The 25,064-nt window shown below is 71.3% G+C and carries 20 protein-coding genes; 10 read left to right on the forward strand and 10 right to left on the reverse strand.

The features are described 5' to 3' along the window. Nucleotides 1-61 precede the first annotated feature (61 nt). The gene (bdeA, locus tag ACQEU1_RS06305; RefSeq protein WP_433211352.1) at nt 62-904 is read left to right on the forward strand and encodes a bis(hydroxyethyl) terephthalate hydrolase; all 843 of its coding nucleotides are present in this window, start codon (nt 62-64) and stop codon (nt 902-904) included. Nucleotides 905-957: 53 nt separating this feature from the next. Here bdeA and ACQEU1_RS06310 read toward each other — a convergent pair whose 3' ends face one another. Further along, complete coding sequence (locus tag ACQEU1_RS06310; RefSeq protein ID WP_433197187.1) at nt 958-2,130, reverse strand: transcriptional regulator; 1,173 nt, start codon at nt 2,128-2,130, stop codon at nt 958-960. A gap of 98 nt (nt 2,131-2,228) precedes the next feature. On the opposite strand from ACQEU1_RS06310, the gene ACQEU1_RS06315 reads away from it, so the two are divergent. Further along, nucleotides 2,229-4,025, forward strand: coding sequence for an NAD(P)-binding domain-containing protein (locus ACQEU1_RS06315; protein WP_433197189.1), 1,797 nt, complete (start codon nt 2,229-2,231; stop codon nt 4,023-4,025). Between the two features lie 55 nt (nt 4,026-4,080). On the opposite strand, the gene ACQEU1_RS06320 is transcribed toward ACQEU1_RS06315, so the two are convergent. Together ACQEU1_RS06320 and ACQEU1_RS06325 are read right to left on the reverse strand one after the other, a co-directional pair. Then, entirely contained in the window at nt 4,081-7,662 is a 3,582-nt protein-coding gene (locus tag ACQEU1_RS06320) for a S8 family peptidase (RefSeq protein ID WP_433197191.1), read from the reverse strand. An 80-nt stretch (nt 7,663-7,742) separates the two neighbouring features. Further along, on the reverse strand, nt 7,743-9,596 hold the full coding sequence (locus ACQEU1_RS06325; protein ID WP_433211355.1) for an acyltransferase family protein: 1,854 nt from the start codon (nt 9,594-9,596) through the stop codon (nt 7,743-7,745). 510 nt (nt 9,597-10,106) lie between these two features. On the opposite strand from ACQEU1_RS06325, the gene ACQEU1_RS06330 reads away from it, so the two are divergent. After that, complete coding sequence (locus ACQEU1_RS06330) at nt 10,107-10,610, forward strand: CBS domain-containing protein (RefSeq protein WP_433197193.1); 504 nt, start codon at nt 10,107-10,109, stop codon at nt 10,608-10,610. Nucleotides 10,611-10,693: 83 nt separating this feature from the next. After that, entirely contained in the window at nt 10,694-11,977 is a 1,284-nt protein-coding gene (locus ACQEU1_RS06335) for an SLC13 family permease (protein ID WP_433197195.1), read from the forward strand. Here ACQEU1_RS06335 and ACQEU1_RS06340 read toward each other — a convergent pair whose 3' ends face one another. Beyond that, a complete protein-coding gene (locus ACQEU1_RS06340; RefSeq protein WP_433197197.1) occupies nt 11,978-13,180 on the reverse strand; it encodes an MFS transporter in 1,203 nt (400 codons plus the stop codon). Continuing rightward, entirely contained in the window at nt 13,170-14,135 is a 966-nt protein-coding gene (locus ACQEU1_RS06345) for a helix-turn-helix transcriptional regulator (RefSeq protein ID WP_433197199.1), read from the reverse strand. Before ACQEU1_RS06345 ends, ACQEU1_RS06340 begins: the two co-directional genes overlap by 11 nt. Nucleotides 14,136-14,226: 91 nt before the next feature. Here ACQEU1_RS06345 and ACQEU1_RS06350 point away from each other — a divergent pair, with 91 nt between their 5' ends. Then, entirely contained in the window at nt 14,227-14,622 is a 396-nt protein-coding gene (locus tag ACQEU1_RS06350) for a RidA family protein (protein ID WP_433211358.1), read from the forward strand. A 145-nt stretch (nt 14,623-14,767) separates the two neighbouring features. Here the strand turns inward: ACQEU1_RS06350 and ppk2 are convergent, their stop codons facing one another. After that, nucleotides 14,768-15,727 (reverse strand): polyphosphate kinase 2, encoded by a 960-nt coding sequence (ppk2, locus tag ACQEU1_RS06355; protein WP_433197201.1) that lies wholly within the window; start codon nt 15,725-15,727, stop codon nt 14,768-14,770. Between the two features lie 57 nt (nt 15,728-15,784). Here ppk2 and ACQEU1_RS06360 point away from each other — a divergent pair, with 57 nt between their 5' ends. Beyond that, a complete protein-coding gene (locus tag ACQEU1_RS06360) occupies nt 15,785-17,098 on the forward strand; it encodes a hypothetical protein (protein WP_433197203.1) in 1,314 nt (437 codons plus the stop codon). On the opposite strand, the gene ACQEU1_RS06365 is transcribed toward ACQEU1_RS06360, so the two are convergent. Next, nucleotides 17,088-17,366 carry an isoamylase gene (locus tag ACQEU1_RS06365; protein ID WP_433197205.1) on the reverse strand — a complete coding sequence of 93 codons (279 nt, stop codon included), beginning with the start codon at nt 17,364-17,366 and terminating at the stop codon, nt 17,088-17,090. The two genes, ACQEU1_RS06360 and ACQEU1_RS06365, sit on opposite strands and share 11 nt — an antisense overlap. Nucleotides 17,367-17,618: 252 nt before the next feature. Between ACQEU1_RS06365 and ACQEU1_RS06370 the strand changes: the two genes are divergently transcribed. Next, on the forward strand, nt 17,619-19,166 hold the full coding sequence (locus ACQEU1_RS06370) for an ATP-binding protein (protein ID WP_433197207.1): 1,548 nt from the start codon (nt 17,619-17,621) through the stop codon (nt 19,164-19,166). A gap of 18 nt (nt 19,167-19,184) precedes the next feature. Here ACQEU1_RS06370 and ACQEU1_RS06375 read toward each other — a convergent pair whose 3' ends face one another. Continuing rightward, a complete protein-coding gene (locus tag ACQEU1_RS06375) occupies nt 19,185-19,364 on the reverse strand; it encodes a hypothetical protein (protein ID WP_433197209.1) in 180 nt (59 codons plus the stop codon). Then, nucleotides 19,361-19,585 carry a hypothetical protein gene (locus ACQEU1_RS06380; protein ID WP_433197211.1) on the reverse strand — a complete coding sequence of 75 codons (225 nt, stop codon included), beginning with the start codon at nt 19,583-19,585 and terminating at the stop codon, nt 19,361-19,363. The genes ACQEU1_RS06375 and ACQEU1_RS06380 overlap by 4 nt, the downstream gene beginning before the upstream one ends. Nucleotides 19,586-19,746: 161 nt before the next feature. Here ACQEU1_RS06380 and ACQEU1_RS06385 point away from each other — a divergent pair, with 161 nt between their 5' ends. Further along, nucleotides 19,747-21,219 (forward strand): AAA family ATPase, encoded by a 1,473-nt coding sequence (locus tag ACQEU1_RS06385; RefSeq protein WP_433197213.1) that lies wholly within the window; start codon nt 19,747-19,749, stop codon nt 21,217-21,219. Here the strand turns inward: ACQEU1_RS06385 and ACQEU1_RS06390 are convergent. Next, nucleotides 21,191-24,127: a hypothetical protein gene (locus ACQEU1_RS06390; RefSeq protein WP_433197215.1), complete on the reverse strand. Its 2,937-nt coding sequence runs from the start codon at nt 24,125-24,127 to the stop codon at nt 21,191-21,193. The two genes, ACQEU1_RS06385 and ACQEU1_RS06390, sit on opposite strands and share 29 nt — an antisense overlap. 106 nt (nt 24,128-24,233) lie before the next feature. Here ACQEU1_RS06390 and ACQEU1_RS06395 point away from each other — a divergent pair, with 106 nt between their 5' ends. Both ACQEU1_RS06395 and ACQEU1_RS06400 read left to right on the forward strand, forming a co-directional pair. Continuing rightward, nucleotides 24,234-24,623, forward strand: a complete 390-nt coding sequence (locus tag ACQEU1_RS06395) for an HPF/RaiA family ribosome-associated protein (protein WP_433197217.1) — start codon at nt 24,234-24,236, stop codon at nt 24,621-24,623. A 111-nt stretch (nt 24,624-24,734) separates the two neighbouring features. Continuing rightward, on the forward strand, nt 24,735-25,046 hold the full coding sequence (locus ACQEU1_RS06400; RefSeq protein WP_433197219.1) for a hypothetical protein: 312 nt from the start codon (nt 24,735-24,737) through the stop codon (nt 25,044-25,046). The last annotated feature ends 18 nt before the right edge of the window (nt 25,047-25,064 follow it).

The following is a 25,064-nucleotide window of genomic DNA, read 5'->3' on the forward strand; positions in this document are numbered from 1 at the left end:
TCGAGACCGTTCCCCCGTTCCCCTGCCGAATGAGGTGTACAACGCCGTGCAACTCCGCACTCTGCTCCCCGTCGCGCTGTCCCTGGTCCTCCTGGGCGGCGGCACGCTCGCCCAGGCCGCGGCCAACCCGTACGAACGAGGCCCCGCCCCCACCAACTCGAGCATCGAAGCCTCCCGCGGCTCGTTCGCCGTCTCGGAGACCTCGGTGTCCTCCCTGGTGAGCGGCTTCGGCGGCGGCACGATCTACTACCCGACCAGCACCTCGGCCGGCACGTTCGGCGCGGTCGCCATCTCCCCCGGCTACACCGGCACCCAGTCCAGCATCTCGTGGCTGGGCCCGCGCCTCGCCTCACAGGGCTTCGTCGTCTTCACCATCGACACCAACACGATCTACGACCAGCCCGACAGCCGCGCCTCCCAGCTGCTGGCGGCCCTCGACTACCTGACCCAGCAGAGCACCGTCCGCACCCGCATCGACTCGTCCCGCCTCGGCGTGATGGGCCACTCGATGGGCGGCGGCGGCACGCTCCGAGCGGCCAGCCAGCGCCCGGCCCTGCAGGCGGCGATCCCGTTGACGGGCTGGCACACCACCAAGAACTGGTCGTCGGTCCGCGTCCCGACCCTGGTGGTCGGCGCCGAGAGCGACTCGGTCGCCCCGGTCTCCTCGCACTCCGAGCCGTTCTACAACTCCCTGCCGTCCACTTTGGACAAGGCGTACCTGGAGCTGAACAACGCCTCGCACTTCGCCCCGAACTCACCCAACACGACGATCGCGAAGTACAGCATCTCGTGGCTCAAGAGGTTCATCGACAACGACACCCGCTACGAGCAGTTCCTCTGCCCGGCACCGGGCCGCAGCACGTTGATCGAGGAGTACCGCGACACCTGCCCGCACTCGTCCTAGCTCACCGAGCACGGGTCGCGGCGTCAACCGAGCGCGGGGCGCCGCGACCCGACCTACTGCTCGACCACGGACATCCGCACGTCGCTCGACAACCGGTAGGGCCGCGTCTCCACCAACGCGCCGAGCAGCCGTCGCAGCCGGGACACCTCCGCCCGCACCGTGACGACGTGCTCGGCGTCGCCGTACAGCGCGTTGCTCAACGCCTCGGCGGACAGACCCGCCCGGCCGGCCCGGTGCAGCAGCACGAGGATCTCCGCGTGCCGGCGCGTGACGGTGCGGCGCCATTCCGCGTCACCGCCGGACAGCCGCACCTGCGGGGTGCGGGTCAGGTCGAGTTCGAGCAGCAGGGACCGATCCGCGGAGCACGGCCGGATGACCCACCCACTGGCCAGGCGTTCCGGGGTGCAGGCTCCGAGGCCGGGCACCGCGAGGGGTTGCCCGGCCATCGGAGCGGCGATGCGCTCGCCCACCGCGACTCCGTGCGAGGCCGCGACCCAGCCGTGGTCGTCCACGACGAGCGACGGCCCGGTCAGCAGCACGGCCGAGCGCAGCCGTTCGAGACGTTCCCGGTGGTAGCGCCACAGCCGTGACTCGGCGAGCATGCGCCCGGTCTCCACCAACGCGCCGATGGCCGGGTGCAGGGTCAACGCGGGGCCGCTCACGTCGATCACCCCGAGCAACGCGCCGGTGCGCGGGTCGTGGACCGGGGTAGCCGTGCAGTACCAGGGGTGCTGGCCCTGCTCGAAGTGCTCGCCCGCCAGGAGTTCGACCGGCGCGGCCTCGGCCAGCGCGGTGCCGATGGCGTTGGTGCCCACGCGGCTCTCGGTCCAGTCCGCGCCCTCGAAGAACCCCAGGGTGTCGGCCCGGCGGCGGACGGCCGGGGTGCCGGAGCGCCACAGGATGACGCCCTCGTGGTCGGTGACGACCAGCAGCAGTTGCGAGGCGTCGGCCAGCCCGCCGACCACCGCACGCAGGTCCGGGACGACCTCGCGCAACGGCGACTCCTCCTGGCGGCGCGCGATCTCGGCTTCGCCGAGCCAGTCGCGGGTGTTGACGCCGTCGGCGCGCAGGCCCAGGTCCAGCACGCGGTTCCAGGAGCGGGACACCAGGGCTCGCGGGCGCAGGGCGGAGCGGCTGCCCGCGATGACCGCGTCGTGCATGCGCACGAGTTCGCGGGCATACGTGGGCAGGTGCTGACCGGGCGGCACTGCCCTGGGCACGCTCACCGGTCGAGCATGACCCAGGCGTGCAATCCGGTGCAACGGTTTCGCGCGAGCGCGGTGAGGAGGTGAATCGGGGCAGGACGAGCGACGAGGAGTGGCCGATGACGCAGACCGCGGAACGCACGGCGCAAGCTCGGGTGAACGCCTGGCTGGAACAGTTCGAGGCCGCCCTCAAAGCACGGGACGTCGACGCCGCCGCCGGGCTGTTCTCCACCGACAGCTACTGGCGCGACCTGGTCGCCTTCACCTGGAACATCAAGACCGTCGAGGGCCGCGAGGGCGTCGCGGACCTGCTCAGCGCGTGCCTCGACGGCACGGCCCCGGAGAGGTTCCGCACCACGGAGACGCCGACGGAGGCGGACGGCGTCGTCGAGGCGTGGCTCGAGTTCGAGACGGCGGCCGGGCGGTGCCGCGGACACCTGCGGCTCAACGACGAGGGCGCGTGGACGTTGCTGACGAGCCTGTACGAGCTGAAGGGGTTCGAGGAGCGCAAGAAGGACACCAGGCCCAAGGGCGTGCGGCACGGCGTGATCGAGGACCGCAGGTCGTGGGCCGAGGAACGCGAGCGCGAGACCCGGGAACTCGGGTACGAGCAGCAGCCGTACGTCGTGGTCATCGGCGGCGGGCAGGGCGGCATCGCGCTGGGCGCACGGCTGCGGCAGCTCGGCGTGCCCGCGCTGGTGCTGGAGCGCAACGACCGGGCGGGCGACTCGTGGCGCAAGCGGTACAAGAGCCTTTGCCTGCACGACCCCGTCTGGTACGACCACCTGCCGTACCTCCAGTTCCCGGACAACTGGCCGGTGTTCGCGCCGAAGGACAAGATCGCGGACTGGCTGGAGATGTACACCCGCGTGATGGAGGTCCCCTACTGGACCCGTTCGGAGGTCGAGGAAGCGACGTTCGACGGTGCACAGTGGACGGTCGTGGTCGACCGCGACGGCGAGACCGTGACGCTGCACCCGAAACAGCTCGTGTTCGCGACGGGCATGTCCGGCAAGGCGAACGTCCCGAGGTTCGCCGGCGCGGAACTCTTCGAGGGCGACCAGCACCACTCGTCCCAGCACCCCGGCCCGGAGGCCTACGCGGGACGCAAGGCCGTCGTCATCGGCTCCAACAACTCCGCCCACGACATCTGCGCGGCCCTCTGGGAACACGGCGCCGATGTCACGATGGTGCAGCGCTCCTCGACGCACATCGTGCGCTCGGACTCGTTGATGGACATCGCCCTCGGCGACCTCTACTCCGAACGCGCCGTGGCCGCCGGCGTCACGACCGACCGCGCCGACACGATCTTCGCCTCCCTGCCGTACCGGATCCTGCCGCAGTTCCAGATCCCGGTGTACCAGCAGATCAAGGAACGCGACGCGGACTTCTACGCACGCCTTGAGAAAGCGGGCTTCGACCTCGACTGGGGCGACGACGACTCCGGCCTCTTCCTGAAGTACCTGAGGCGCGGCTCCGGCTACTACATCGACGTGGGTGCCTCGGAACTCGTGGCCGACGGCAAGATCAAGCTGGTCCGCGGCCAGGTCGACCGGCTCACCGAGAACACCGTGGTGCTCGCCGACGGCACCGAACTGGAGGCCGACCTCGTCGTCTACGCCACCGGCTACGGCTCGATGAACGGCTGGGTCGCCGACCTCGCGGGCCAGGAGATGGCCGACCGCGTCGGCAAGTGCTGGGGCCTCGGCTCCGGCACCACCAAGGACCCCGGCCCGTGGGAGGGCGAGCAGCGCAACATGTGGAAGCCCACCCAGCAGCCCGGCCTGTGGTTCCACGGCGGCAACCTGCACCAGTCGCGCTACTACTCGCTCTTCCTGGCGTTGCAGCTGAAGGCGCGCTTCGAGGGCCTCCCGACGCCGGTCTACGGCCTGCAGGAGGTGCACCACCTCGCCTGACGGCGCCGAGGTTGCCGGTGGGGTGCCCCGCCCCCGAGCGGGGCACCCCGGTTCCCTACTTCACCGCGTAGGCCCTGGTGATCGTCTCCGTCACCGAGTTGCCCAGCAGGTCGACCGCCTTGGCCCGCAACGACGCGAAGCCCGCCGGCCCGGCCGGGATCTCCAGCCTCCCGTGGCCGTTCACCCTGACCCGCTGCCACGAGACACCGTCGTCGAACGACACCTCGACCTCGAGAGACCGCGCCTTGGCCGGAGCGACACCCGGTTGGTGCGCGACGGACACCGTGCCCCGCACCGCACCTTGCGCGGTGTTGTGGTCGTCGAGCTCCAGCGCGTACCGGATGTCCAGCAACGGCAACGGCGTCCGCTCGTCGGTGCCGGACCGCGTGTGGAACCTCCACTCCGACCGCACCTTCGTGGACAGGGCGGGCGTCATGTTGCCCGTGGCCCGCGAGGCCTCGGCGGTGAGCGTCAGCCAGCCAGGGCCGGCCGGCACGTCGTACGACCCGAGCGCCGGACGGTCACCGCGGGCGATCTCCCTGCCGTTCCCGGACAACACGGTCGTGCCGGTGTTGGACGGGTTGTAGGAGCTCATCGTGCCGGGGTCGCTGTCGGCGAACATCGGCACCATCAGGCTGATCCGGTCGCCCTTGCGGTACGCCCACGGGATCGGCCTGCCGTCCTCGCGCGACACCGGCTGGGTGGTGAGCTCCGGCCCGAACGGCGCCGAGAACACCCGGGACGTCCGCTTCTCGCCCGCGCGCAACGGCACCGGCGACGTGATCTCGAGGTAGCCCAGGTCGCCGTTGTCCAGGAACGACCCCGAGTCGAACAGCGTCACCCCGGCGCCGGGGCTCACGTAGTCGGTGCGGCGCTGCGGCCACTTCGACTCGACGTCCGCGCCGGCACGCATACCGCCGAGCGACCACGACGCGCTGCCGAACCGGTAGGTGTCGGCGGGCATGGTGTCCACCAGCGTGCGTTCGAACCGGCCGAGACGGGACTTCGCGTACTGGAACGCGTGTCCGGCGGGCAGGCCCTTCAGTTCCTCGGCGAGGAAGTACGACACCGGGCTGTCGGGACGCACGGTCATCGTGGCCTCGACGGTCCGCTGCGCCATCAGCTCCTGGACCTTCCGCAGCTCGGCGGAGTTGAAGACGAGGCCCAGCGGCAGCGCGGGTTCCACGCCGCGGCCGTCCGGGCCCGTGGCGGTGAAGTACGAGAGCACCGCCCGCGCCCCGCGTGCCTCGAGCAGCTCGATGCCCGCGGCCACCTGGCCGTCCGGCGGGAACACCGGGTCGTCCCAGTTCTTCGGCGCGATCACCGCGACGGCACCGGAGACGTCACCGGCCGCGTCGATCGAGGCCTTGTCCGCCTCGCCGACCGCGACGAGCCTGCCGGTGTACGTGCCGGAGAAGTCGCGCGCCCACGGGAAGTACGTCTCGCCGATCTCGAACCCGCCGGCGCCGGCGAGCGTCGTCAACGCCCACGGGTGGTTGAAGTAGCTCAGGTTCGTCAGCGACAGGCCGCGCATCGCCGGTGCGGCAACGCTGTGGAGCCGGGCGCCTTCCCTCGGCACGCCGCCGCCGCGCACGATGGCCGCCGCCTCCAGCGGTCCGCCCTCGTCGGGGTCGGAGACCAGCCCGAACCCGCCGCCGAGCTGCGCCCGCGCGTCGGGGTCGTCCACGCCGACGGTGACGGGCCTGCCCGACCTGGTGTCCACCGCGACCGTGGTGTCCTTCGCGACGTCCGCGCGCTGCACGAACATCGTGTCGCCGCCCACCAGGTCGCCGATGTAGCCCAGCACCCGGTACGTCCCGCGCGGCACGCTGAGGCTCACGGTCTCCGTGTCGGTGAACGCCTGGTAGCCCACGCCCGTGCGCTCGTTCTGCACGATCACCAGGGTCTGGAACGGCGTGCCCGACCTCGTCGGGACCTCGACCGTCAGCGTCTGGCGCTCGGTGTTGAACTGGCCGGTCACCGGCGTCGTCAGCACCACGTCACCGGCCCGCGCGAGCAACGCCCCGCTGACCTCGCCGGGCGGCTGGGCACCGGGGCGCGCGACCAGGTCGACCACCGTCGTCCCGCCGGCAGGGACGACCACGGACTTGGGCACCGTGAAGAGCGCGTTGTTGTTGGTGTCCAGCTCCAGCGCCAACGTGACCGGCGTGGTGCCCGAGTTGACGTACCTGATCTCCCGCTTGGTCTCGGCGGACCCGTAGGTGGCACCGAACCCGGCCACGCCCTCGGCCCGCACCCGCTGGGCGACCGCACGGGCGACGTCGAGCCTGCCCGCGCCCTGCGCGAGCGTGGAGATTCCTGGCAGCCGCTTCGACGACCCGATCAGCGCGTTCTTGATCTGGTCGCCGGTCCAGTCCGGGTGCTGCTGCGCCACGATCGCGGCGGCACCGGCGACGTGCGGCGACGACATCGAGGTGCCGGAGACCTGCGCGTAGTGCGCGCCCACCGCGTACTCGTCCCACGTGCCGGCGGCGCGGGCGGCCACGATGTCCGTGCCGGGTGCCGCGATCTCGGGCTTCAGGCCGAAGTCGCCGCGCCGAGGGCCCTGGCTGGAGGTGGCGTTGAGCTGGTCCTTCTTGGAGACGTTCGCCACGGTCAGCGCGCGGTCGGCGGCACCGGGCGAGCCGACGGACTCGCGCACGCCGTTGTTGCCCGCGGCCACGACGAACAGCGTGCCGCTCGACGCGGACAGCTCGTTCAGGGTCTGCGACATCAGGTCGAGACCGTCGCCGACACCGCCGCCGAGGCTCATGTTGACGACGTCGGCGCCCTGCTCGACGGCCCAGCGCATGCCGTCGACGATCCAGGACTCCCGGCCGCCGTACACGCCGAGCACCTTGCCCACCAACAGCTTCGCACCCGGCGCGACGCCCTGGTAGCGGCCCTGCGAGGCCGCACCGCTGCCCGCGATGGTGCTGGCCACGTGCGTGCCGTGGCCGTCGACGTCCTGCACGCCCTCGCCGGTGAAGTCGGCGGAACCGTCCACAACGGACTTCAGGTCGGGGTGCGCCTGGTCGTAGCCGGAGTCCAGCACGGCGACCTTGACGCCGTCGCCGCGGAACCCGGCCTGCCACGCGGCGGGCGCGCCGATCTGCTTCACGCTTTCGTCGAGTGACGCGCGCACCCGGCCGTTCAGCCAGATCTTCTCCGGCGCGGCCAGACGGGCGGCCCCGCGGTCGCGCCACCTGGCGGCGGCCTCGGTCTTCGGGATGTCGACGGCGTTCAAGGCCGAGGTCAGCGCCGCGGTGCCGGTGACGATCGTCGGCACGCTGGGCTCGTTGCGGTCGTCGTAGCCCTGCTGAACGAGACCGGTGACGTCGAACAACCTGGCGTCGAGCCTGCCCGCCCGGAGGTCGGCGACGGCGTCCTGCGGCACGACGTGGTCGTGGCCGTCGAGGCGGTAGCGCCACGCGCGCAGCTGCTCGCGGCCCTTGGCCATCCGCACGTTCGCCACCTGGTCGCCCGTGACGTCGACCTGGTCACCGGTGATCAGCGTGACCGTGCCGGGTGTGCCCGCGGCCTGCGGCACGGCGGGGTCCGACGCCGACGCGGGCGTGGCCGCGGTGAGCGACACGAGGAGCGCGGCGGACAGTGCCGCGCTTCGTTTTCTGTACATGGCCCCAGAAGCTAGGGCGACCGAATCGTCCTGTCCGCGATCTTCATGACCTCTTCACAACAACCGGGACTTTCCCGGTTCTACGCGCCGGTGACCGCGTCCAGCGCGGCCTCGACGGCGTCCGACATCGAGCGCATGTAGGTGGCGCTCACGTGGTTGTCGTCGAAGTTGACCAGCAGGTCGCCGATCACCGGTGGGCACTGCCGTTCGGTGCACAGCTGGTCGCTGAAGTCCACGAACGAGACGTTGGCCGGCACGTCGAGCGCGGCGTACGGCGGCACGGGTGACAGCAGGTCCGCCCTGGGCGCGCCGCACCGGTCGACGGGGCCGTGCACCTGCACGCAGTCGAGGACCGAGAAGCTGTACCTCGGGTTGTCCCGCACCGCGATCACCGGGATCTGCTCGGCGTCGAGCTGCCGCCAGCGTTCGACGAAACCCGGCGGGGTCACCTCGGTCAGTCCGACCTGGACGTTGCGGCTGGCGAGGGTGAAGACGAAGTCGGGGCGCAGCGCGACGATCTCGGCCGCCGCGCTGTCGTTGAACCGCACGCACGACACGTCTTCCGGGTTCTTCTCCGACCGCGTGGAGAACGGGCAGGCGCCCTTCAGCATGGTGATCAGCTGCCAGTTCCTGCGTTCGGCGATCGGGGCGAACGCCGCCACGTACTGCTGGATGTGCGAGTCGCCGACGAGCACGACCCGTTTGGCGGGCGGGCCCTCCACCGGCCCGTAGCAGACGTCGAGCACCTCGTCCGGCTTCTCGCAGTGCTGCCCGTCGAGCGCGGCGAAGTCCGTGGCCGCGACCTGCGCGGCGACCTCCTTCGGCCCGCTGGGCTGGACGATCCAAGCCGCTGTCAGCAGCGCCACCAGCAGCGCGGCCGTGATCGCCCGCGCACGCACCTTCGACCTGCGCACGGGTTCCTCGACGAAGTGGTGCGTGGCCGCCGCGAGCACCAGGGACGCGCCGATGATCGCCACGCCGTCCACGAGCCCGACCTCGGTGCGGCCGCCCAGCACGAGCCAGCCCACCAGCACCGGCCAGTGCCACAGGTAGAGCGCGTAGCTGAGATCTCCCAGGTACCGCAACGGTTCGCTCGCCAGCAGCCGGTCCGCACCGAACCGGTTGCCCGTCGCACCGGCGACGATCACGGCGGCGGCGCAGGCCGTCGGCCACAACGCCAGGTAGCCGGGGAAGCCCGCGCCGACGTCCAGCACCATCCCGCACACCACGAGCCCCAGCAGGCCCGCCCACCCGAGCACCGTCCTCAGTGGACCCGAGAGTTCGACGCGGGAGATGACGATCGCCAGCAGGCCGCCGAACGCGAACTCCCAGATCCGCGTCGCCGTGTGGAAGTACGCCAGCGGCTGGTCGACCGCCGTGAGCCACACCGAGAAACCGAACGACAGCGCGAAAACCACCGACAACACCCGGGAGAGCTCGCGCCGGAGCAGCGTCACCACCAGCACCAGCAACGGCCACACCAGGTAGAACTGCCCCTGGATCGACAACGACCAGAAGTGCTGCACCACGCTCGCCTGTGCGTGCTGGGCGTAGTAGTCGGTGGAGTCCGCCGTCAGCTGCCAGTTCTCCAGGAACAACGCCGACGCGACGATCTCCCGCACCGTCTGCGCCCACCGGTTCTCCGGCCACCACCACGCCGCGACGGCCAGCGTCACCCCGAGCACCACGAACGCGGCCGGCAGCAACCGCTTCGCCATCCTGCTCCACACGGCCGGCAGGTCGAGCCGCCCACGTCGCGTCGCCCGCACGAGCTGCCCGGTCACCAGGAACCCGGAGATCAGGAAGAAGACGTCCACTCCGCCGGAGACCCGGCCGAGCCACACGTGGTAGACCACGACGAGGAGTGCGGCGACAGCACGCAGACCCTGCAGTTCCGGGCGATAGGTCCGCTCCGGCGCCGAGGCGCGCGCCATCGCGTCGTGTTCACTGGCCAGCACGCCTGCGAGGCTGACGACTCACCCCCGCCCGCGTACATCCGTGGCAGCACCCAAATTCGCCCCGCGCCGACCCCTCGGACGGACAGAAGTTGGGCAACCGGACGGATCGCCCACGAGTGCGCGAACGGGAGATCGTAGGAGGTGCCAGGGCCTCACGTCGAGGCGTCCCGCTCACCGGAAGGCGAAACTCCTGCCGCACACCACGATCCCACCCCAGCGCACCGACCGTCCTGCCGATCACCGCACCCGCCGCCCCCTGCCCTGGGTCTTCCTGGGCGTGGCCCTCGCCCTGCTCGTCGCCGGCATCGCCGCACCCCACGCGGTGGTCCTCGCCGCGGGTCTCCTCGTCGCCGGCTTCGTCGGCCTCGACCACCGCCGCTGACCTCTACATGCCCGGAACGTCCGAAATGGGTGTTGCACCCGATGGTTCCGGAACGCCGTCCCGCACAGACTTCCACCGACACCTGGCTGGAGACGGGAGGCGCCATGTCCACAGCGGGACTCGCCGGACACCTCGAACGGGCTGATGCCATGCAGGCACGCGACATCGCCATCAACGTCCCGACCGTGACGGCCGACGACCCGGTCACCAAGGCGGTGCGGGTCATGGCGGTCAACCGGTTGCCGGGACTGATCGTGGTGGACGACCACGCACGGCCGTGGACCGTGCTGCCGGGCACGCAGGTGCTGCGGCTCGCGGTGCCGCAGTCCTTTCAGGAGGATCCGGCGCTGTGCCGGGTCGTCGACGAGAGCAGCGCCGACCTGTTCTGGCTGGAGCTGACCGACCGCACCGTCGGTGACGTGGCGCCGCACCAGCGCGCCAAACCCGCGACCGTGCGGGCCGACGCCACGTTGCTGGAGGTCGCCGCCCTGATGGCGCGCCAGCACAGTCCGCTGGTGGCCGTGGTCGACGAGGCGGGAACGCTCGTCGGCGCGATCACCCTCGACCGGCTCATCACCTCGCTCGCCGTCTACAGCGGCGAGGACTGAACCCCCACCTGACCACCTGTCCCCCGTCACCGCCGGCGCGCTGAACTCGCGCCGGCGGTGACACGCATCGGGTTGGGAGATCCGTGAGCGCCGCACTCGCCCTGACGATCTTCCTCGTCGCGTTCTTCTTCATCGCCACGGAGAAGGCGAACAAGGTCAAGGTCGTGCTCGTGGCCGCCGGGCTGATGGCCGTGTTCGGCCTGGTCCCGGGCTCCGAGGTGTTCTACTCCGAACACGCGGGCATCGACTGGAACGTCATCTTCCTGCTGTTCGGCATGATGATCATCGTCGGGATCGTCAAGCAGACCGGCGTGTTCGACTACCTCGCCATCTGGGCCGCCAAACGGGCGCGCGGCCGGCCGTACCGGCTGATGGTGATGCTGATGATCATCACGGCGATCGCGTCGCCGTTCCTCGACAACGTCACCACGATCATGCTGGTCGCGCCGGTCACGATCGTGGTGTGCAACCGGCTGCGGATCGCCGCGCAGCCGTACCTGATCGCCGAGGTGCTCGCGTCCAACATCGGCGGCGCGGCCACGTTGATCGGCGACCCGCCGAACATCATCATCGGCAGCCGGGCCGGACTGTCCTTCATGGACTTCCTCGTGCACATGGCACCGGTCGTCACGGTCGTGTTCGTCGTGTTCGTGCTGCTGACGAAGGTGTTGTTCCGCAAGTCGTTCCAGTACAACGCCGAGCACGTCGAGTCGATCATGGCGTTGCAGGAACGGCGGGCGATCACGGACCCCGCGATGCTGCGGCGGTGCCTGATCGTGTTCACCGGCGTGGTGCTCGGGTTCGGCCTGCACTCGGTGCTGCACCTCGACCCGGCGGTCGTCGCGCTGGTCGGCGCGGGCGTGATGCTGCTGGTGACGCGCGCCGACGTGAACGACGTGCTGGCCGAGGTCGAGTGGCCGACGCTCACGTTCTTCATGGGCCTGTTCATCATGGTGGCGGGCCTCGTGCACACGGGCGTCATCGAGACCATCGGCACGTGGGCGATCTCCGCGTTCGGCGACAACCACTTCGCGGCCGCCTCGGCGTTGCTGTTCGGCTCCAGCGTGCTCGGCGCGTTCTTCGACAACATCCCTTACGTCGCAACGATGGCGCCGGTGGTCGAGGGCATGGTCGCCGAGATCCCGGACGCCGCTACAGGCCAGTCGTTGTGGTGGGCGTTCGCGCTGGGTGCGGACTTCGGCGGCAACGGCACCGCGGTCGCGGCGAGCGCGAACGTCGTGGCGCTCGGCATCGCGGCCCGAGCCGGGCACCGGATCACGTTCTGGCAGTTCACCCGCTACGGCATCGTCGTGACGCTGGTGAGCACCGCGATGGCCTGGGGGTACGTGTGGCTGCGCTACTTCTGATCACGCGGCGCGTCGCAGGACGGGCGACGCCCAGGCCCACACCACGCCGACGAGGAACACCGCGAGCCCGGCGCCCAGCCCGGCTCGCGGGTCGCCTGCCGCGACCGACGCGATGCCCGCGAGTCCCGCGCCGAGCGGGTGGCCGAGGCCCCAGGCGATCATCCGCGCCGTCGTGTTGACCCGCGACTGCAGCTCGTCGGGACACACCTGCTGCCGGTAGGTGATCGCGTTGATCACGACGACCGCGCCCGCGACACCCCAGCAGGTCGCGGTCACGCAGAGGACCAGCCAATGCCCGCTGGCCAGCACGAGCACCCCGACGAACAGCGAGACGGGCAACGCGACCAGCGACACCCGCGCGTTGCCCCAGCGCGCCGTCACCTTCGGCAGCAGCCGCGACCCGATGACCGCGCCCACACCCCAGCAGGAGAACAGGACGGCGAGCCGCGCGTCCCCCTTCGGCGCCACGCCGAGCACCTGGTCGGCGAACGGCACCAGCATCGCCATCCACGCGCCGCCCACGACGGAGTGGGTGGCCCCGACGAGGGTCAGCAGCCGGATGACCGGTTCACGCCAGACGAACCGCAGCCCCTCGCGCACGTCCGCGACGAGGTCGCTTCGGCCGCCTTCTGCCCGCGCGATCGACAGGCTCCTGGTGATGGACCGCAACAACAACGCCGACCCGACCGCCGTCAGCGCGTTCACCACGAGCAGGCTCGCCGGTGCGACGACCGCGATGACGAGCCCGGTCACGCCCGGCACCACGAGCTCCACCACGGTCGTGCGCCCGAAGACGGTCGAGTAGGCGGTGGCGAGCTTCTCCTTGCCCACCAACGTCGGCAGCGCGCCGAAGTTGGCCGCGTCGAAGAACACGAACGCCGTCTGCGTCGCGAACGCCACGGCCACGACGTGCGGCGCCGTCAGCGCCCCCGCGAGCCACGCCAGCGGAACGCTCAGCAGCACGGCGGCGACCGTGAAGTCCATCGCCACCATGAGCCGGCGGCGGTCCACCCGGTCCGCGAGCGCGCCCGCGAGCAGCCCGAACACCAGGTACGGCAACGCTTCCGCGGCCGTGACGGCGGACGTCCAGCCCGCACTCCCGGTCAGCTGGTAGACGAGGACCGGCAGCGCCACCGCCGACACGACGGCGCCGGTGACCGACAGCACGCGCGCGTTCAGGTACCGCCTGAAGTCAGTGTCCACCGGTCTCCTCGTAGCGCGCGGCGATGGCCAGCGCCCGTTCCCTCAGCGCGGCCCGCAACCACGGCGGCTCCAGCACCTCGGCCCCGGTCGACAACCGCCACACCGCCCACTCGGCGTGCCGGGCGTCCTGGAACGCGACCTCCACGACGTCGTCCTCCTCGGCGAGCACGGCCACCGCCGTCCCGGCCAGCTCCTCCCGCCGCGCCGGGTGCACCCGCACCCGGACGACGACCTGATCACCCCCGGCGCGGAACCGGGTGCTCCGCTCCTGCCAGGCCTTGTCCAGATCGACGCGCTCGGGGCGGCGCGCCGGTTCGTCCAGTTCCTCGGCCGCCAGGATCCGCGACAGCCGGTACGTCCGGTCCTCGCCCTCGCGCGTGGCCAGCAGATATCCCTGCTCCCGCACGGTCACGAGCCCGATGGGGTCGACCGTGCGCCACCGCGGTCCGGCGTCCCTGGCCGCGTAGTGGATCCGCAGCCGCCGCCCGCCGAACACCGCGCGCCGCACCTCGGCCACCACGTCGTCCGGCAGCTCCTCCTCGGCGGAACGCCGTGCCAGCAGGTCGATCTCGGGGTCGATGAGCAGCCGCTCGGCCGCACCGGCCGCGGTCCGCCGATAGCTCTCCGGCAGCGCGTCCACGACCTTCAACATCGCCGACGCCAACGCCGACCCGAGCCCGAACACATGCGCACCCCGCCGCGACCCGGCGACGAGCAACGCGAGCGCCTCGTCGTGGTTGAGCCCGGTCAGCTCGGTCTGGAAGCCCGGCAGCAACGCGAACCCGCCGTGCCGCCCGCGTTCGGCGTAGACCGGCACACCCGCCGCCGACAACGCCTCGACGTCCCGCAGGACCGTCCGCGTGGACACCTCCAGCTCACGGGCCAGCGCCGTGGCCGACAACCGTCCGTGCCGCCGCAGCAGCAGGACCAGCGAGACCAGGCGGTCGGCACGCATCCGCAAACCCTACGGGAATACATGACACAGGACGTCGTGTATTGGTTGCGAGGCTACGACGGTCCTCAAAGAAGAAGGAGTCGTTGTGGCAGTGGAACGAACGCCGGTCAACCCGTGGCCGTGGTCGGCGCAGCTGGGCTACCACCAGGGCGAGGTCGTCACCGGCCAGACCCGCACGCTGTACTGCGCCGGCCAGACCTCGATGAACGCCGAGGGCAAGCCAGAGCACGCCGGTGACATGGCCGCGCAGCTGTCCCTGAGCCTCGACAACCTGGAAGCGGTGCTCGCCGAGGCGGGCATGACGTTCGCGGACCTCGTGCGCCTCACCGTCTACACCACCGACGTCGACGTGCTGTTCCAGCACTACGGCGTGCTGGCCGCCCGGCTGGGCCAGGCGCGGGTGTCGCCTCCGACGACGATGCTGGGCGTGACCCGGCTGGCGTTGCCGGAGCTGATGATCGAGCTGGAAGGGACGGCGGTGGCGTGACCCGAGGGGTGGTGACGATCGGCAGGGCGTCGGCAAGCGCGCCCGCCAGGTCCTCGCCACCGCGCACGTCCAGCACTACGTCAGCGAGTTCCGCGGCAGCGCCGACCTGGCTCCCGTCCGGGCGGCGCTGCCCTGAGAACCTCCGTCACGGGTGCAGGCCCGGTCCCGGTTCCGCCGCGGGCGCGATCGGGGTGGGGCTCAGACTGGTGGCGTCCTCCCCCTCCTCCAGGAGCGTGTCGGCGGCACCGACCACGAGCACGTCCGGCGTGCCGACCGCCTCGACGTCCTTGTCGGCGTAGTCGAACCGGGCGAGCACGCTGCGCATCGCCTCGATCCGCGCCCGCTTCTTGTCGTTGCTCTTGACGACGGTCCACGGCGCCGTCCGGGTGTCCGTGGCGCGCAGCATGGCCACCTTGGACTCCGTGTAGTCGTCCCAGCGGTCGAGCGACTTGATGTCGTTCGGGCTGAGCTTCCACTGCCGCACCGGGTCGATCTGGCGGATGACGAACCTCGTCCGCTGTTCGTCGCGCGACACCGAGAACCACAGCTTCACCAGCAGCACCCCGTCGTCGACGAGCATCCGCTCGAACAACGGCGCCTGCCGCATGAACAGCTCGTACTCCTCGTCCGTGCAGTAGCCCATGACGTGCTCGACGCCGGCGCGGTTGTACCAGGAGCGGTCGAACAGCACGATCTCGCCGGCCGTCGGCAGCTCGCGGACGTAGCGCTGGAAGTACCACTCGCCGCGTTCCCGCTCACTGGGCTTGCCGAGCGCGACCGTCCGCGCGCCACGCGGGTCGAGGTGCTCGGTGAACCGCTTGATCGTGCCGCCCTTGCCGGCGGCGTCCCGGCCCTCGAACAGGATCACCAGCCGCTGCCCGGTGTCGGCCACCCAGTACTGCAGCTTCAGCAGCTCGATCTGCAACAGCCGCTTGAGCCGGTCGTACTCCGGGCGCGGCATCTGTTCGGAGTACGGGTAGTTCTCCCGCCAGGTGGTCACGGCGGAACCGTTGGCGTCCAACAGGGTCGGCTGGTCCGCGTCGGAGAAGTCGGCTGTGTAGCCCTCGACGAGGAGGTCTCCGGAGGCGAAGGTCACGTCGGTCACGAAATCGTACATACCCGACGCAATCGCCCCCCAATCGTGAGCGCTAGCCTCACGCGGGTGGGCGAACCTTGGCACGAGTTCCGGCGAGAGGTGTTCGGCGATCCGTACCTCGTGTGGCACGAGGGCGCCGACGTCGGCGCGCTGACCGCCGAGCACGCGCGCGAGCCCGAACGGGTGGAGCGGATGGTGCGGCTGGGCGTCGCCGAGCACGACCACGTCGCGGTGGAGTCCCTGGGAGCGCTGGCCCGCCTCGGCCGGGCCACGTCCGACGCGGTCGCCGTGCTGCGGGCCGTCCTTCCTTCTGCCGACGGCAAGTTCCGGGTCCGGACCGCGCAGGTGCTGTGCGAGATGACCGGTGACGACGAGACCGTGTCCGAGGTCGCCGCGGTGCTGGAGGGGTTCGGGCACTGGGGTGACCGGATCGACGCGGCCCTGGCGCTGCCGTCGCTGCCGGTCACACCTCGCTCGGCGGCGGCGTTGCACCGCGGGATGCTCGACGAGGAGTCCCTGGTGCGCCACCACAGCGCGAACGGGCTGCTGCGGCTGGCCGGGAGGAAGACCGACATCGCGGACCTCCGCGCGTTCGGCCGCGTCACCGGCGAGGAACCGGCCCAGTGGCGGGCGGTCGCGGACGAGCTGCTCGGCGCGGTCACCGCGCGGACCGCCGGGGCCTGGGGCGACCGGGAGAGCTTCGCCGTCGAACTGGACGCCGCCGACCACCGCGCACCGCACCTCAGGGCCGCGCGGGTGCACCTTGCCGGCACCCGGTTGCCCGGCCCGGACCGGCTGCACGTACCGGCGCTGCGCAACTTCGGCGCGCATGCCGACTACCCGAACCTGCGCGACGCGCTGGAGCAGCTGGGCTTCACCGATCTGCCGGAGTCCGTCGCGCTCGACGAGGAGACGACCGCGGCGACGCTGGCGGCCGTGACCGCGGCGGTCGACTTCGACGCGGACGTGGCGCGGTGGTGCGCGATGGACCTGGTGATCGGCGACCGGGCGCGCCTGGCGTTCGAGATCGGCCCGGCCGACCCGGACGGGCCGCGGCTGCGCACCTGCACGCTGTGGCTGGACGGCGCCATCGCCACGCCGTTCGACAACACGGCGTACGTGCCGCAGTTCGTGCACTCGCTGCGGTTGGACGCCGGCCGCTACCGGGCGGGGCGGACGCCGGACTTCGCGCGGTGGGGCCCCACCACCGAGGACCTGGCCACCGAGTCGGACCCGGACGGCACTGTCCGGTACCGGCTGCGGTCGCGGATCGACGGCGTCGCCGACCGCGAGGGAGTCGTGCCGCTCCACGTCGACGAGATCGTCGCCGTGCTGGAGCAGACCGCCGACGTGCTCAGCGGAACCGGCGTCACACGGTGATCAGGCACCCCTGGTGGTCGCGGTCCGCCGCGTCCTCGTCGTCGAACCAGTGGCCGTCCGGACCGAGGTAGCGGAAGCACAGCGTGGTACCCCGCGCCACGACGACGGAGGCGGTGCGACTGCCGTTGGAGCGAGCCCGCAGCGCGGTCGTTCCCGGCGTCCAGCCGTTGAAGTCACCGACCACGCTGACGGGCCCTGGCGGCTCGTGCCGGGGAAGCGCCCACGTCACTCGCACCTGCTGGTCCTTGGTGTGCAGGATCCGGATCATCGAGTCGTCGTTCCTTCCGCACTTCTTCGGTCGACCTGGATTTCCAGACTGCCGCCGAGCCGTGACCGCGAGCGCGCCGACGCGCCGCGCGACGGGCAAACCGCCTGATCGAGTGGTCCAGCGGGACGTTCCTCTGTGGACGGTGCGGGCGGGTGGACGGGTCCGGCGCGGTCGTCGTCGAGGCGACCGTACGATTGCGCGGCTGATCGTGTGTTGAGCAGGGCGCCTTCGCGCCGCACTCCGGGAGGACCAGTGCACGGGAGTCAGGGTTCCGGCGCCGAGGCTGACGGTCCGTCGTTGAAGCGGTGGTCGGTGCTGGTGTCGACCGTCCTGGTCGTGGTGCTCCTGGCGTCCACCGCGGCGGTGCTGATGGCCATCGACAGCCTGACGCAGGCGCGGTCGAGACTGCTGGACGTGGTCGGTCCCGCCGTGGTCAGCGCGCAGCAGCTCGGCACCGACGTCGTCGACCAGGAGAACGGCATCCGCGGCTACGTGCTGAGCGGCAGCACGGACTTCCTCAAGCCCTACGAGAACGGTCTCGGCCGGCAGTCCGCCGCAGTGGACGTGGTCAAGATCCTGGGCACTCCGAAGGTCGTCGAAGCTGTGACGACCCTCGACTCGGCACTCACGGCCTGGCGCGATGAGTACGCCGACCCCACCATCACCGCCGTGCGCGGTGGAACCCCGGTTCCCGACGAAGCTAGCGGCAAGCAGCGGTTCGACCAGGTCCGCACGGCCCTTTCGGCGTTGCAGGCCGAAATAGCCCTTGAACGCGCGAACGCGCGCACGGCGTTGAACAACTCGGCGAGCAGCATGGCGATCACGTGCGTGGTCGCCATGGCGGTGTTGCTCATCGCCGTGCTCGCCTGCGTCGCGGCGCTGCTCGTGTACGTCGTCCGGCCGCTGACCCGGCTGCGCGGCGAGGTCGGGCAGGTGGCGGGCGGCGACTTCGCGCACACGGTGACCTCCAGCGGGCCGGTCGAGCTCCGCGCGCTGGGCCACGACGTCGAGAGGATGCGGACCCGCATCGTCGACGAGCTGGACCAGGCGCAGGAACGCAACGTCGCCCTGGACGCCGCCACGGAGGAGCTGCGCCGCTCCAACGCCGAGCTGGAGCAGTTCGCCTACGTCGCCTCCCACGACCTCCAGGAGCCGCTGCGCAAGGTCGCGAGCTTCTGCCAGCTGCTGGAGAAGCGCTATCGCGACCAGCTCGACGACCGCGCCGTCCAGTACATCGACTTCGCCGTCGACGGGGCGAAGCGCATGCAGCTGCTCATCAGCGACCTGCTCGCGTTCAGCCGCGTCGGCCGCATGCGCGACCAGCAGGTCGTCGTCGCGGCGAGCGACCTGGTCGGCGAGGCACGCCGCAACCTGGCCCAGGCGCTGGAGGAGTCCGGCGCCGAGGTCGAGGTCGGCGACCTGCCTGAGGTGCGCGGGGAAGCCAGGCTCCTCGTCGGGGTGTTCCAGAACCTGATCGGCAACGCGGTGAAGTTCCGCGGCGCCGAACCTCCGCACGTGCGGATCGACGCGGAGCGCGGCGACGCCGGCATGTGGGTGTTCTCCGTGCGGGACAACGGCATCGGCGTCGAGGAGCAGTACGCCGAGAGGATCTTCGTCATCTTCCAGCGCCTGCACACGAAGGACAGGTATCCGGGGACCGGCATCGGCCTGGCCATGTGCCGCAAGATCGTCGAGCACCACGGCGGCAGCATCTGGCTCGACACCACCGTCACCACCGGCACGACCATCCGCTTCACCCTGCCGAACGCCGACGCGCACTCGCTCGTGCCGACCGGCTGAGCGGTTCGCGAGGTCCTGCTACCGCCTGCGCGTGCCGAGGCTCAGCACGGTGCCGGCGATGACGGCCGCCACCGCCACGGTGACCAGCGTCGGGACGCTGACGGCGAACCCGCCCGCTCGCAGGCTGGGCAGCAACACCCCCAGCAGGACCAGAGCGAGCACCGCCACACCGGCCGACCACGCCGTTCCGCGACTCATCGTTCTCCCCCGCGTTCGTCGTCCACGGCCTCGTTTACCCCGAGCGCGGTCCCGGTGAACGCGTGCGTGGTGTCGCCGCGGATCTCCGTGCGCAACGCCCGCACGACGCGCACCAGCGGGATCAGCGCCCGGACGAACCTGGTCGCCGCGGCGGGAACTCCCCTCGCCCCGTTCAGAACGATCACGGTCGCGAACACCGCGGTGAGCAGCGTGCCGCTCATGAAAAGCCTCCTCGGTCCGGCCTTGGTCGAGCACCTCGACCGCCGTAACGTTGGCTCGCCGAGCGCCGACGTGGTGGACACCGGTCTCCGACGCGGGAGAAGTCGCCTGGTCGCAGGAGGTTCACCGGTGTACCGGACCGGTACCGGACGAGGGAGGACGGTTGGCCGGGAGGTACCAGCACAGCGAGCTGGCGGTCGGGCTGCGGGCGTTGAAGAACCACTTCGGGCTGACCAACCGCCAGATCGCGGCGGCCGCGGGCGTCGACGAACGCCGGGTCGGGGCCTGGTTGCGGGGTGAGCACGTCCCCGGACGCTCCTCGCTGCGGCAGATCGTGCGCGCCATGGTCCGCCTGGCGGGAAGGGCGAGGAACCGGCGGCCGTTGCCGGACGAGCACGCGCACCTCCTGGACGACGGCGAGACCGGTCCGTGGTGGGCCTGGCGGGACGCCGCCGGCGCCGAGGACACCGGCGCGCCGCTCTCGCCTCTCCAGGCCCACATCAGGGAGTTCGGCACCCTCATCGAGGAGCGGACCCGGCGCTTCACCGGCCGCGGCTTCGTGCTCGACGCCATCGAGGGGTTCCTCGGCGACCCGGCTTTCGCCTCCGGTTACGTCGTCCTGCAGGGCGAACCCGGCATCGGCAAGACCACGGTCCTCGCCGAGCTCATCCGGCGGCACGGCTGCGTGCACCACTTCAACATCGCGACCGAGGGCATCCGGTCGGCGGACGCCTTCCTCGCCGACGTGTGCGCGCAGCTCATCGTGCGGTACGGGCTCGACCACGCGGACCTGCCCGCCGCGGCCTCGCGCGACGGCGGCTTCCTCAGCCGCCTGCTGGCCGAAGCGGCCGTCCGCCACCCGGTGCTGGTGGTGGTCGACGCCCTCGACGAGGCCGAGGAGGCGCCGGACGGCACCAACACGTTGTTCCTGCCGTCCACCCTGCCGCGTGGCGTGCACTTCGTCGTGAGCACGCGCGAGCAGCACGATCTCCGTTTGCTCGTGGAGGATCGCCGGGACGTCATGCTGCGTGACGACGACCCTCGCAACATCGCCGACATCACGGACCACGTCAGCGAAGTCCTGCGCACGGGCGACGGACGGCTCACCGGCTACAGGCCCGACAAGCTCGTCGACGTGCTGGTGGAGCGCAGCGAAGGCAACTTCATGTACGTCAAGCACGTGCTGCGGGACATCCTCGCGGGTGTCCTGACCCCTTCGGACGTCGACACCCTCCCGAACGGCCTCAGGGACTACTACCGCACCCACTGGAACCGGATGCGGGCCCGCGACGCGGAGCACTTCCTGCGCTTCCAGGAACCCACGATCTGCCTGCTCGCCACCGCCCGCGAACCCGTCACCGCCGGCCAGGTGACCGAGTGGGTGCGCGAACACTGGGCCGCGAACGGCTGGGACGGCACGAGGGTGCGGCAGTACCTGGTCCTGGAGGTCGTGCGGCAGTGGCGCGAGTACCTCAACACCGACGGCGGCGGCGCGGACACCCGGTACCGGATCTACCACTCCAGCTTCCAGGACTTCCTGCGCGAGGAGATCGGGCTGGCCGACTACCACACCAGCGTCAGCGCGTCGGCGCTGGCCAAGATCGCGATCACGGAAACCAGCTCCCGACCTGCCTGACCGACTCGGCGGCGTCCTCCGCCGCATCCCGGCCGCCGAGCCGCGCGAGAAAGCCGGCCATCACGGTGACGCCGTGGAGGACGTCCTCGCGGGACGCCCTGTCCAGCACCGCGCACGTCCGCGCCCACAACGGTTCCAGCTGTGGCAGCGGCAGCGGGTCGTACCGCCGGGCGAGCGCGGCGAGCGCGTCCAGTGCGTCGCGATCCCTGCTGCCGTCCACCAGTTCGAGCGCCGCGGGCAGGTGGTGGTCGGCGAGTCTCGGGGCCAGCGCCGCCACGGCTTCCGCCCGGCCGTAGGCGGACTCCAGCCGGGACAGGGTCTCCAGAACGCGCGGCACCAACCGGGCAGGGGTGTGCGGCAGCAGCCCGACGTACAGGGTCTGATCGGTCCAGGACGTCCAGCCTTCCTCCCGCGAGGGACTCCCCAACGCGCGTTCGGCCTCGGCCAGCGCCTCCTCCGGCAGGCCGTGGCCGAGTTCGGCCTGCGCGAAGCCGCGCCACCGCACGTCGGCGATCTTCGCCACGGCCTCCCGGACCTCCGGTGCGGCCGCGTTCATCCGTCCCAGCGCGCGTGCTCGCCAGCCGAGGTCGCGGATCCCCCTGGCCACCCGCACCGCTTCGGCCTGCCACGTCGCCCGGTGCTCGTCGCCGGCGCGCCGGACGACCGCGGTCAGCACCGCCGCCTGGTCCTCGGCCGAGAGCCGTGAGGCCACCTCGACGGCTTCCGGCAGCAGCGGTTCCGGTGCCAGGTCGGCGACCGCGTGCAGCACTTCCGCGAACACCCGGGTCTCGTCGGCGCCGAGTTCGCTGTTGTTCACCTGGCGTGCCGACTCCAGCGCGCGGCGCACCAGCCGGGCACGCCGGTCGTCGTCGCCGTGGACGCTGAGCCGCACGAGCGCGAGCGCCGCCCATGACATGTAGCCGATCGGTTCGACGAGCGCCGTCGCGCGGTCCACCACCGACTCCGGCACGAACGCGCTCAGGCCGGCGACGGCCTGCGATCGAGCCCGCTCGGAGCGAATCCGATCGACCGCCGCCAGCGCCTCGTCCCACAGGTCGTCACCGAGGTGCGGCGCGATCGCGGCCAGCACCTCGGCGCGGCGTTCCAGGTCCGCGGTGCGCCCCGCGAGGTCGAGAACGTGCCGCAGGGCGGTCGCACGACCGCGCGCGCCCAGGTGCGGAACCAACGCGGCCAGTGCCCGGCTCCTCGGCACCGAGTCGTGGACCTCACGGGCGATCGAGAGCGCCGCTGTGAGCTGCTCGGCGTCGAGGAAGGGCACCAGAGGCTCCAGCCGGGCCCGCACCTCCCACCGGTCTCCAGCACCCTGCTGCACCTCCTCGATCGCCTCCCACAGCAACGGCCTGGACAGGGCGGGAGCCAGCACCCGCGTCTCACCGGCGCGCATGCCGAACTCGTCGGTGACGCCGCGAAGGCTGTGCAGCGTCTCGCGCAGCGCGGCCTCGCGGCGCTGCCCGGTCAGGCGGCGCGCCACCGCGACCCGTGCCGACGTGAGGGAGGCGTAGTTCCCCCCGGCCTGCACGAACCTGGCCGCGTCGTCCAGCATCGGCTCGGGGAGGACCTCCACGAGCCGAGCCAGAGCGTCCACATCGGACACAAGGTACGGACCGCGTTCCTCCGCGTTCCGCCACGCCTCGGCGAAGAGCCGGTCCCGGTCCTCACCGTTGTGCCGCAAGGCCAACGCGGTCAACACCAGGACGCGGTCGAACGAGGACTTCAAGCACCGCGCCAGTTCCAGCGCGCGCGGAAGGTCTTCATCGGACAGTCGGGGCACGAGCGCGGCGAGCAGCTCCTCCTCGTCGGCCTGCTCGGAGCACATGGTCGCCAGCGCTCTCCCCGCGAGATCGGCGGTCAGCCGCGGCGCGAGCGCGATCACGGCGTTGATCCGGTACCGCTCGTCACCGATGCCCGACGCGGCCGCGAACGCGACCGGCACGAGTTCCTCGGGCAGTTCCGGCCCTATCGCGGTGATGGCCCGCCATTCCGCCCACCCACCGGGAACCTCCGGCATCGCCCGCAGGCCGGCCTTCACCCTGTCCAAGGGCGTCCGGCGCGCGGCAGAAGCCATCGCGCTCACCCGGAAACCCGGATCCCCGATGTCGTCGATCGCCTTCAGGACCAGGTCCAACGCGCCGTCGGGCACGTACCGCCCGAACTCACCCAGCACCCGCGCCCTGTACTCGTCCTTCATCCCGGTGAGCAGCCCCAGAGCACGGGTGAACCGGTCCTCCGGAAGGCGCGAAGCCAGTCCCTGCAGCACATCGGCGCGGTAGATGTCCTCTCGCAGAGCGGCGGCCGTCGTGAGCGCGTCGTCGACCAGGTCGTCGGGGGTGAACGCGCACAGCTCGCCCATGACCAAGGTGAAGGACAACCCGTGCTCCGCCCCTGGCCGGCGCAACGCGACCAGCTCCTGCTGGACGGCGGCGCGGAGCACCGGCGGCGGCAGGTGCGGTGCCGTGAGGGCGAGCGTGCGGACCCTCCGGTCCAGATCGGGGATCTGCCGGGCGTGGGCCAGCCCGGCCTCCGGCGTCCACACCCCCTTCTCGACCAGCGCGGCCACGAGAGAGGGCGGCATGATCACCGCGTGTTCCCGCGTGGAGCCGAGGATGAGCGCGTACCGGATCTCCCTGCCGATCCTCGTGCCCACGGCACCGTGGTCCCGGACGTGCCTCAACGCAAGCCCGACGTCCGCCCGATAACCCGCGATGTCGCTGTGCGCGTCCTTGAGCGCGAACCACAGGTTGCGGCCGTCGCTCTCCTCCGCGGCGAGCAACTCGTGCACGTCGTCGGCACGCGTCGACAGGACGAGGTGCGCGACGAGATGCCGGACGTCGTAGGGCTTCACGCCGGGACCATAGGAGAGCCCGTCCTCCGCGAAGCACTCCGACATTCGCCAATCACCTGATCAGATCAGCGCCTGGAGGTGCCGTTGGTTTGAACCGGCCGCTCCCGTGGTATCGACCAAGACCATTTCTGTCTCGTTCCGGAGGGTGCTCATGCAGATCCAGGTCAACACCGACCACAACGTCCACGGTGGCGAACGGCTGGCCACCTATGTGACCACCGACCTGGAAAGCAGCCTGTCCCGGTTCAGCGGCTGGGTGACCCGCGTGGAGGTGCACCTCAGCGAGGACGGCGCCGGCAAGCCGGAGGACAAGAAGTGCGTCATCGAGGCGCGACCGGGAGGCAAGCAGCCGGTCGCGGTGACCCACCACGCGACCACCGTGGAGGACGCGTACACCGGCGCGGCGCACAAGCTGGGCAGGGTGCTGGACTCCCGCTACGACCGCGCCCACGACCACAAGGGCAGCGAAAGCATCCGCCACATGCCCGCTCCGGAGGACCCGGAGCTGATCGACGCGATCGAGGACAAGCCGCAGGGCTGATCAGGTCCGGTGGCTCAGCGGTCTGCCGCCGAAGCACGCGTGTTCGTCCAGGGATGCGTGCTTCGGCGGCGCCACCAGGCCAGCGGCCCCGACCGGTGCGACCCTGGTGTGATGGCGGAACCGGAGCACACCCCGGACGGGCACTTCGTGGTGATCAACGGCAGGCGGCGGCGCGCCTCCGACCCCGAGATCCCGTCCGAGCAGGCCGCACGGCTCCGCAGCCTCTTGATGGCGGCTCGCCGCGACGTCGGCGCCGCCCTCCGCGCCCAGGACACCGAGGCGGAGCGGGATGCCCGCGCACGGGTCCACCGCGCGAAGATCGCACTCGGCGAGCGCGGCACCCCGTGGTGGGAACAGACTCCCGGCCAACGGCGGCAGCGGTGGCAGGACGGCCTGGACGCGCTCGCACCACCTTCCACCTAGAAGGAAACGATCACCGCC

This window comes from Lentzea sp. CA-135723, assembly GCF_050936595.1.
In the GTDB taxonomy this organism is placed as follows: domain Bacteria; phylum Actinomycetota; class Actinomycetes; order Mycobacteriales; family Pseudonocardiaceae; genus Lentzea.

What these genes read in the sequence shown, in the direction of transcription:
- ACQEU1_RS06315 (WP_433197189.1), top strand. Translation starts at nt 2,229, where the DNA reads ATGACGCAGACCGCGGAACGCACGGCGCAAGCTCGGGTGAACGCCTGG.
- ACQEU1_RS06320 (WP_433197191.1), bottom strand. Translation starts at nt 7,662, where the DNA reads ATGTACAGAAAACGAAGCGCGGCACTGTCCGCCGCGCTCCTCGTGTCG.
- ACQEU1_RS06325 (WP_433211355.1), bottom strand. Translation starts at nt 9,596, where the DNA reads ATGGCGCGCGCCTCGGCGCCGGAGCGGACCTATCGCCCGGAACTGCAG.
- ACQEU1_RS06330 (WP_433197193.1), top strand. Translation starts at nt 10,107, where the DNA reads ATGTCCACAGCGGGACTCGCCGGACACCTCGAACGGGCTGATGCCATG.
- ACQEU1_RS06345 (WP_433197199.1), bottom strand. Translation starts at nt 14,135, where the DNA reads ATGCGTGCCGACCGCCTGGTCTCGCTGGTCCTGCTGCTGCGGCGGCAC.
- ACQEU1_RS06365 (WP_433197205.1), bottom strand. Translation starts at nt 17,366, where the DNA reads ATGATCCGGATCCTGCACACCAAGGACCAGCAGGTGCGAGTGACGTGG.
- ACQEU1_RS06375 (WP_433197209.1), bottom strand. Translation starts at nt 19,364, where the DNA reads ATGAGTCGCGGAACGGCGTGGTCGGCCGGTGTGGCGGTGCTCGCTCTG.
- ACQEU1_RS06380 (WP_433197211.1), bottom strand. Translation starts at nt 19,585, where the DNA reads ATGAGCGGCACGCTGCTCACCGCGGTGTTCGCGACCGTGATCGTTCTG.
- ACQEU1_RS06390 (WP_433197215.1), bottom strand. Translation starts at nt 24,127, where the DNA reads ATGTCGGAGTGCTTCGCGGAGGACGGGCTCTCCTATGGTCCCGGCGTG.
- ACQEU1_RS06395 (WP_433197217.1), top strand. Translation starts at nt 24,234, where the DNA reads ATGCAGATCCAGGTCAACACCGACCACAACGTCCACGGTGGCGAACGG.
- ACQEU1_RS06400 (WP_433197219.1), top strand. Translation starts at nt 24,735, where the DNA reads ATGGCGGAACCGGAGCACACCCCGGACGGGCACTTCGTGGTGATCAAC.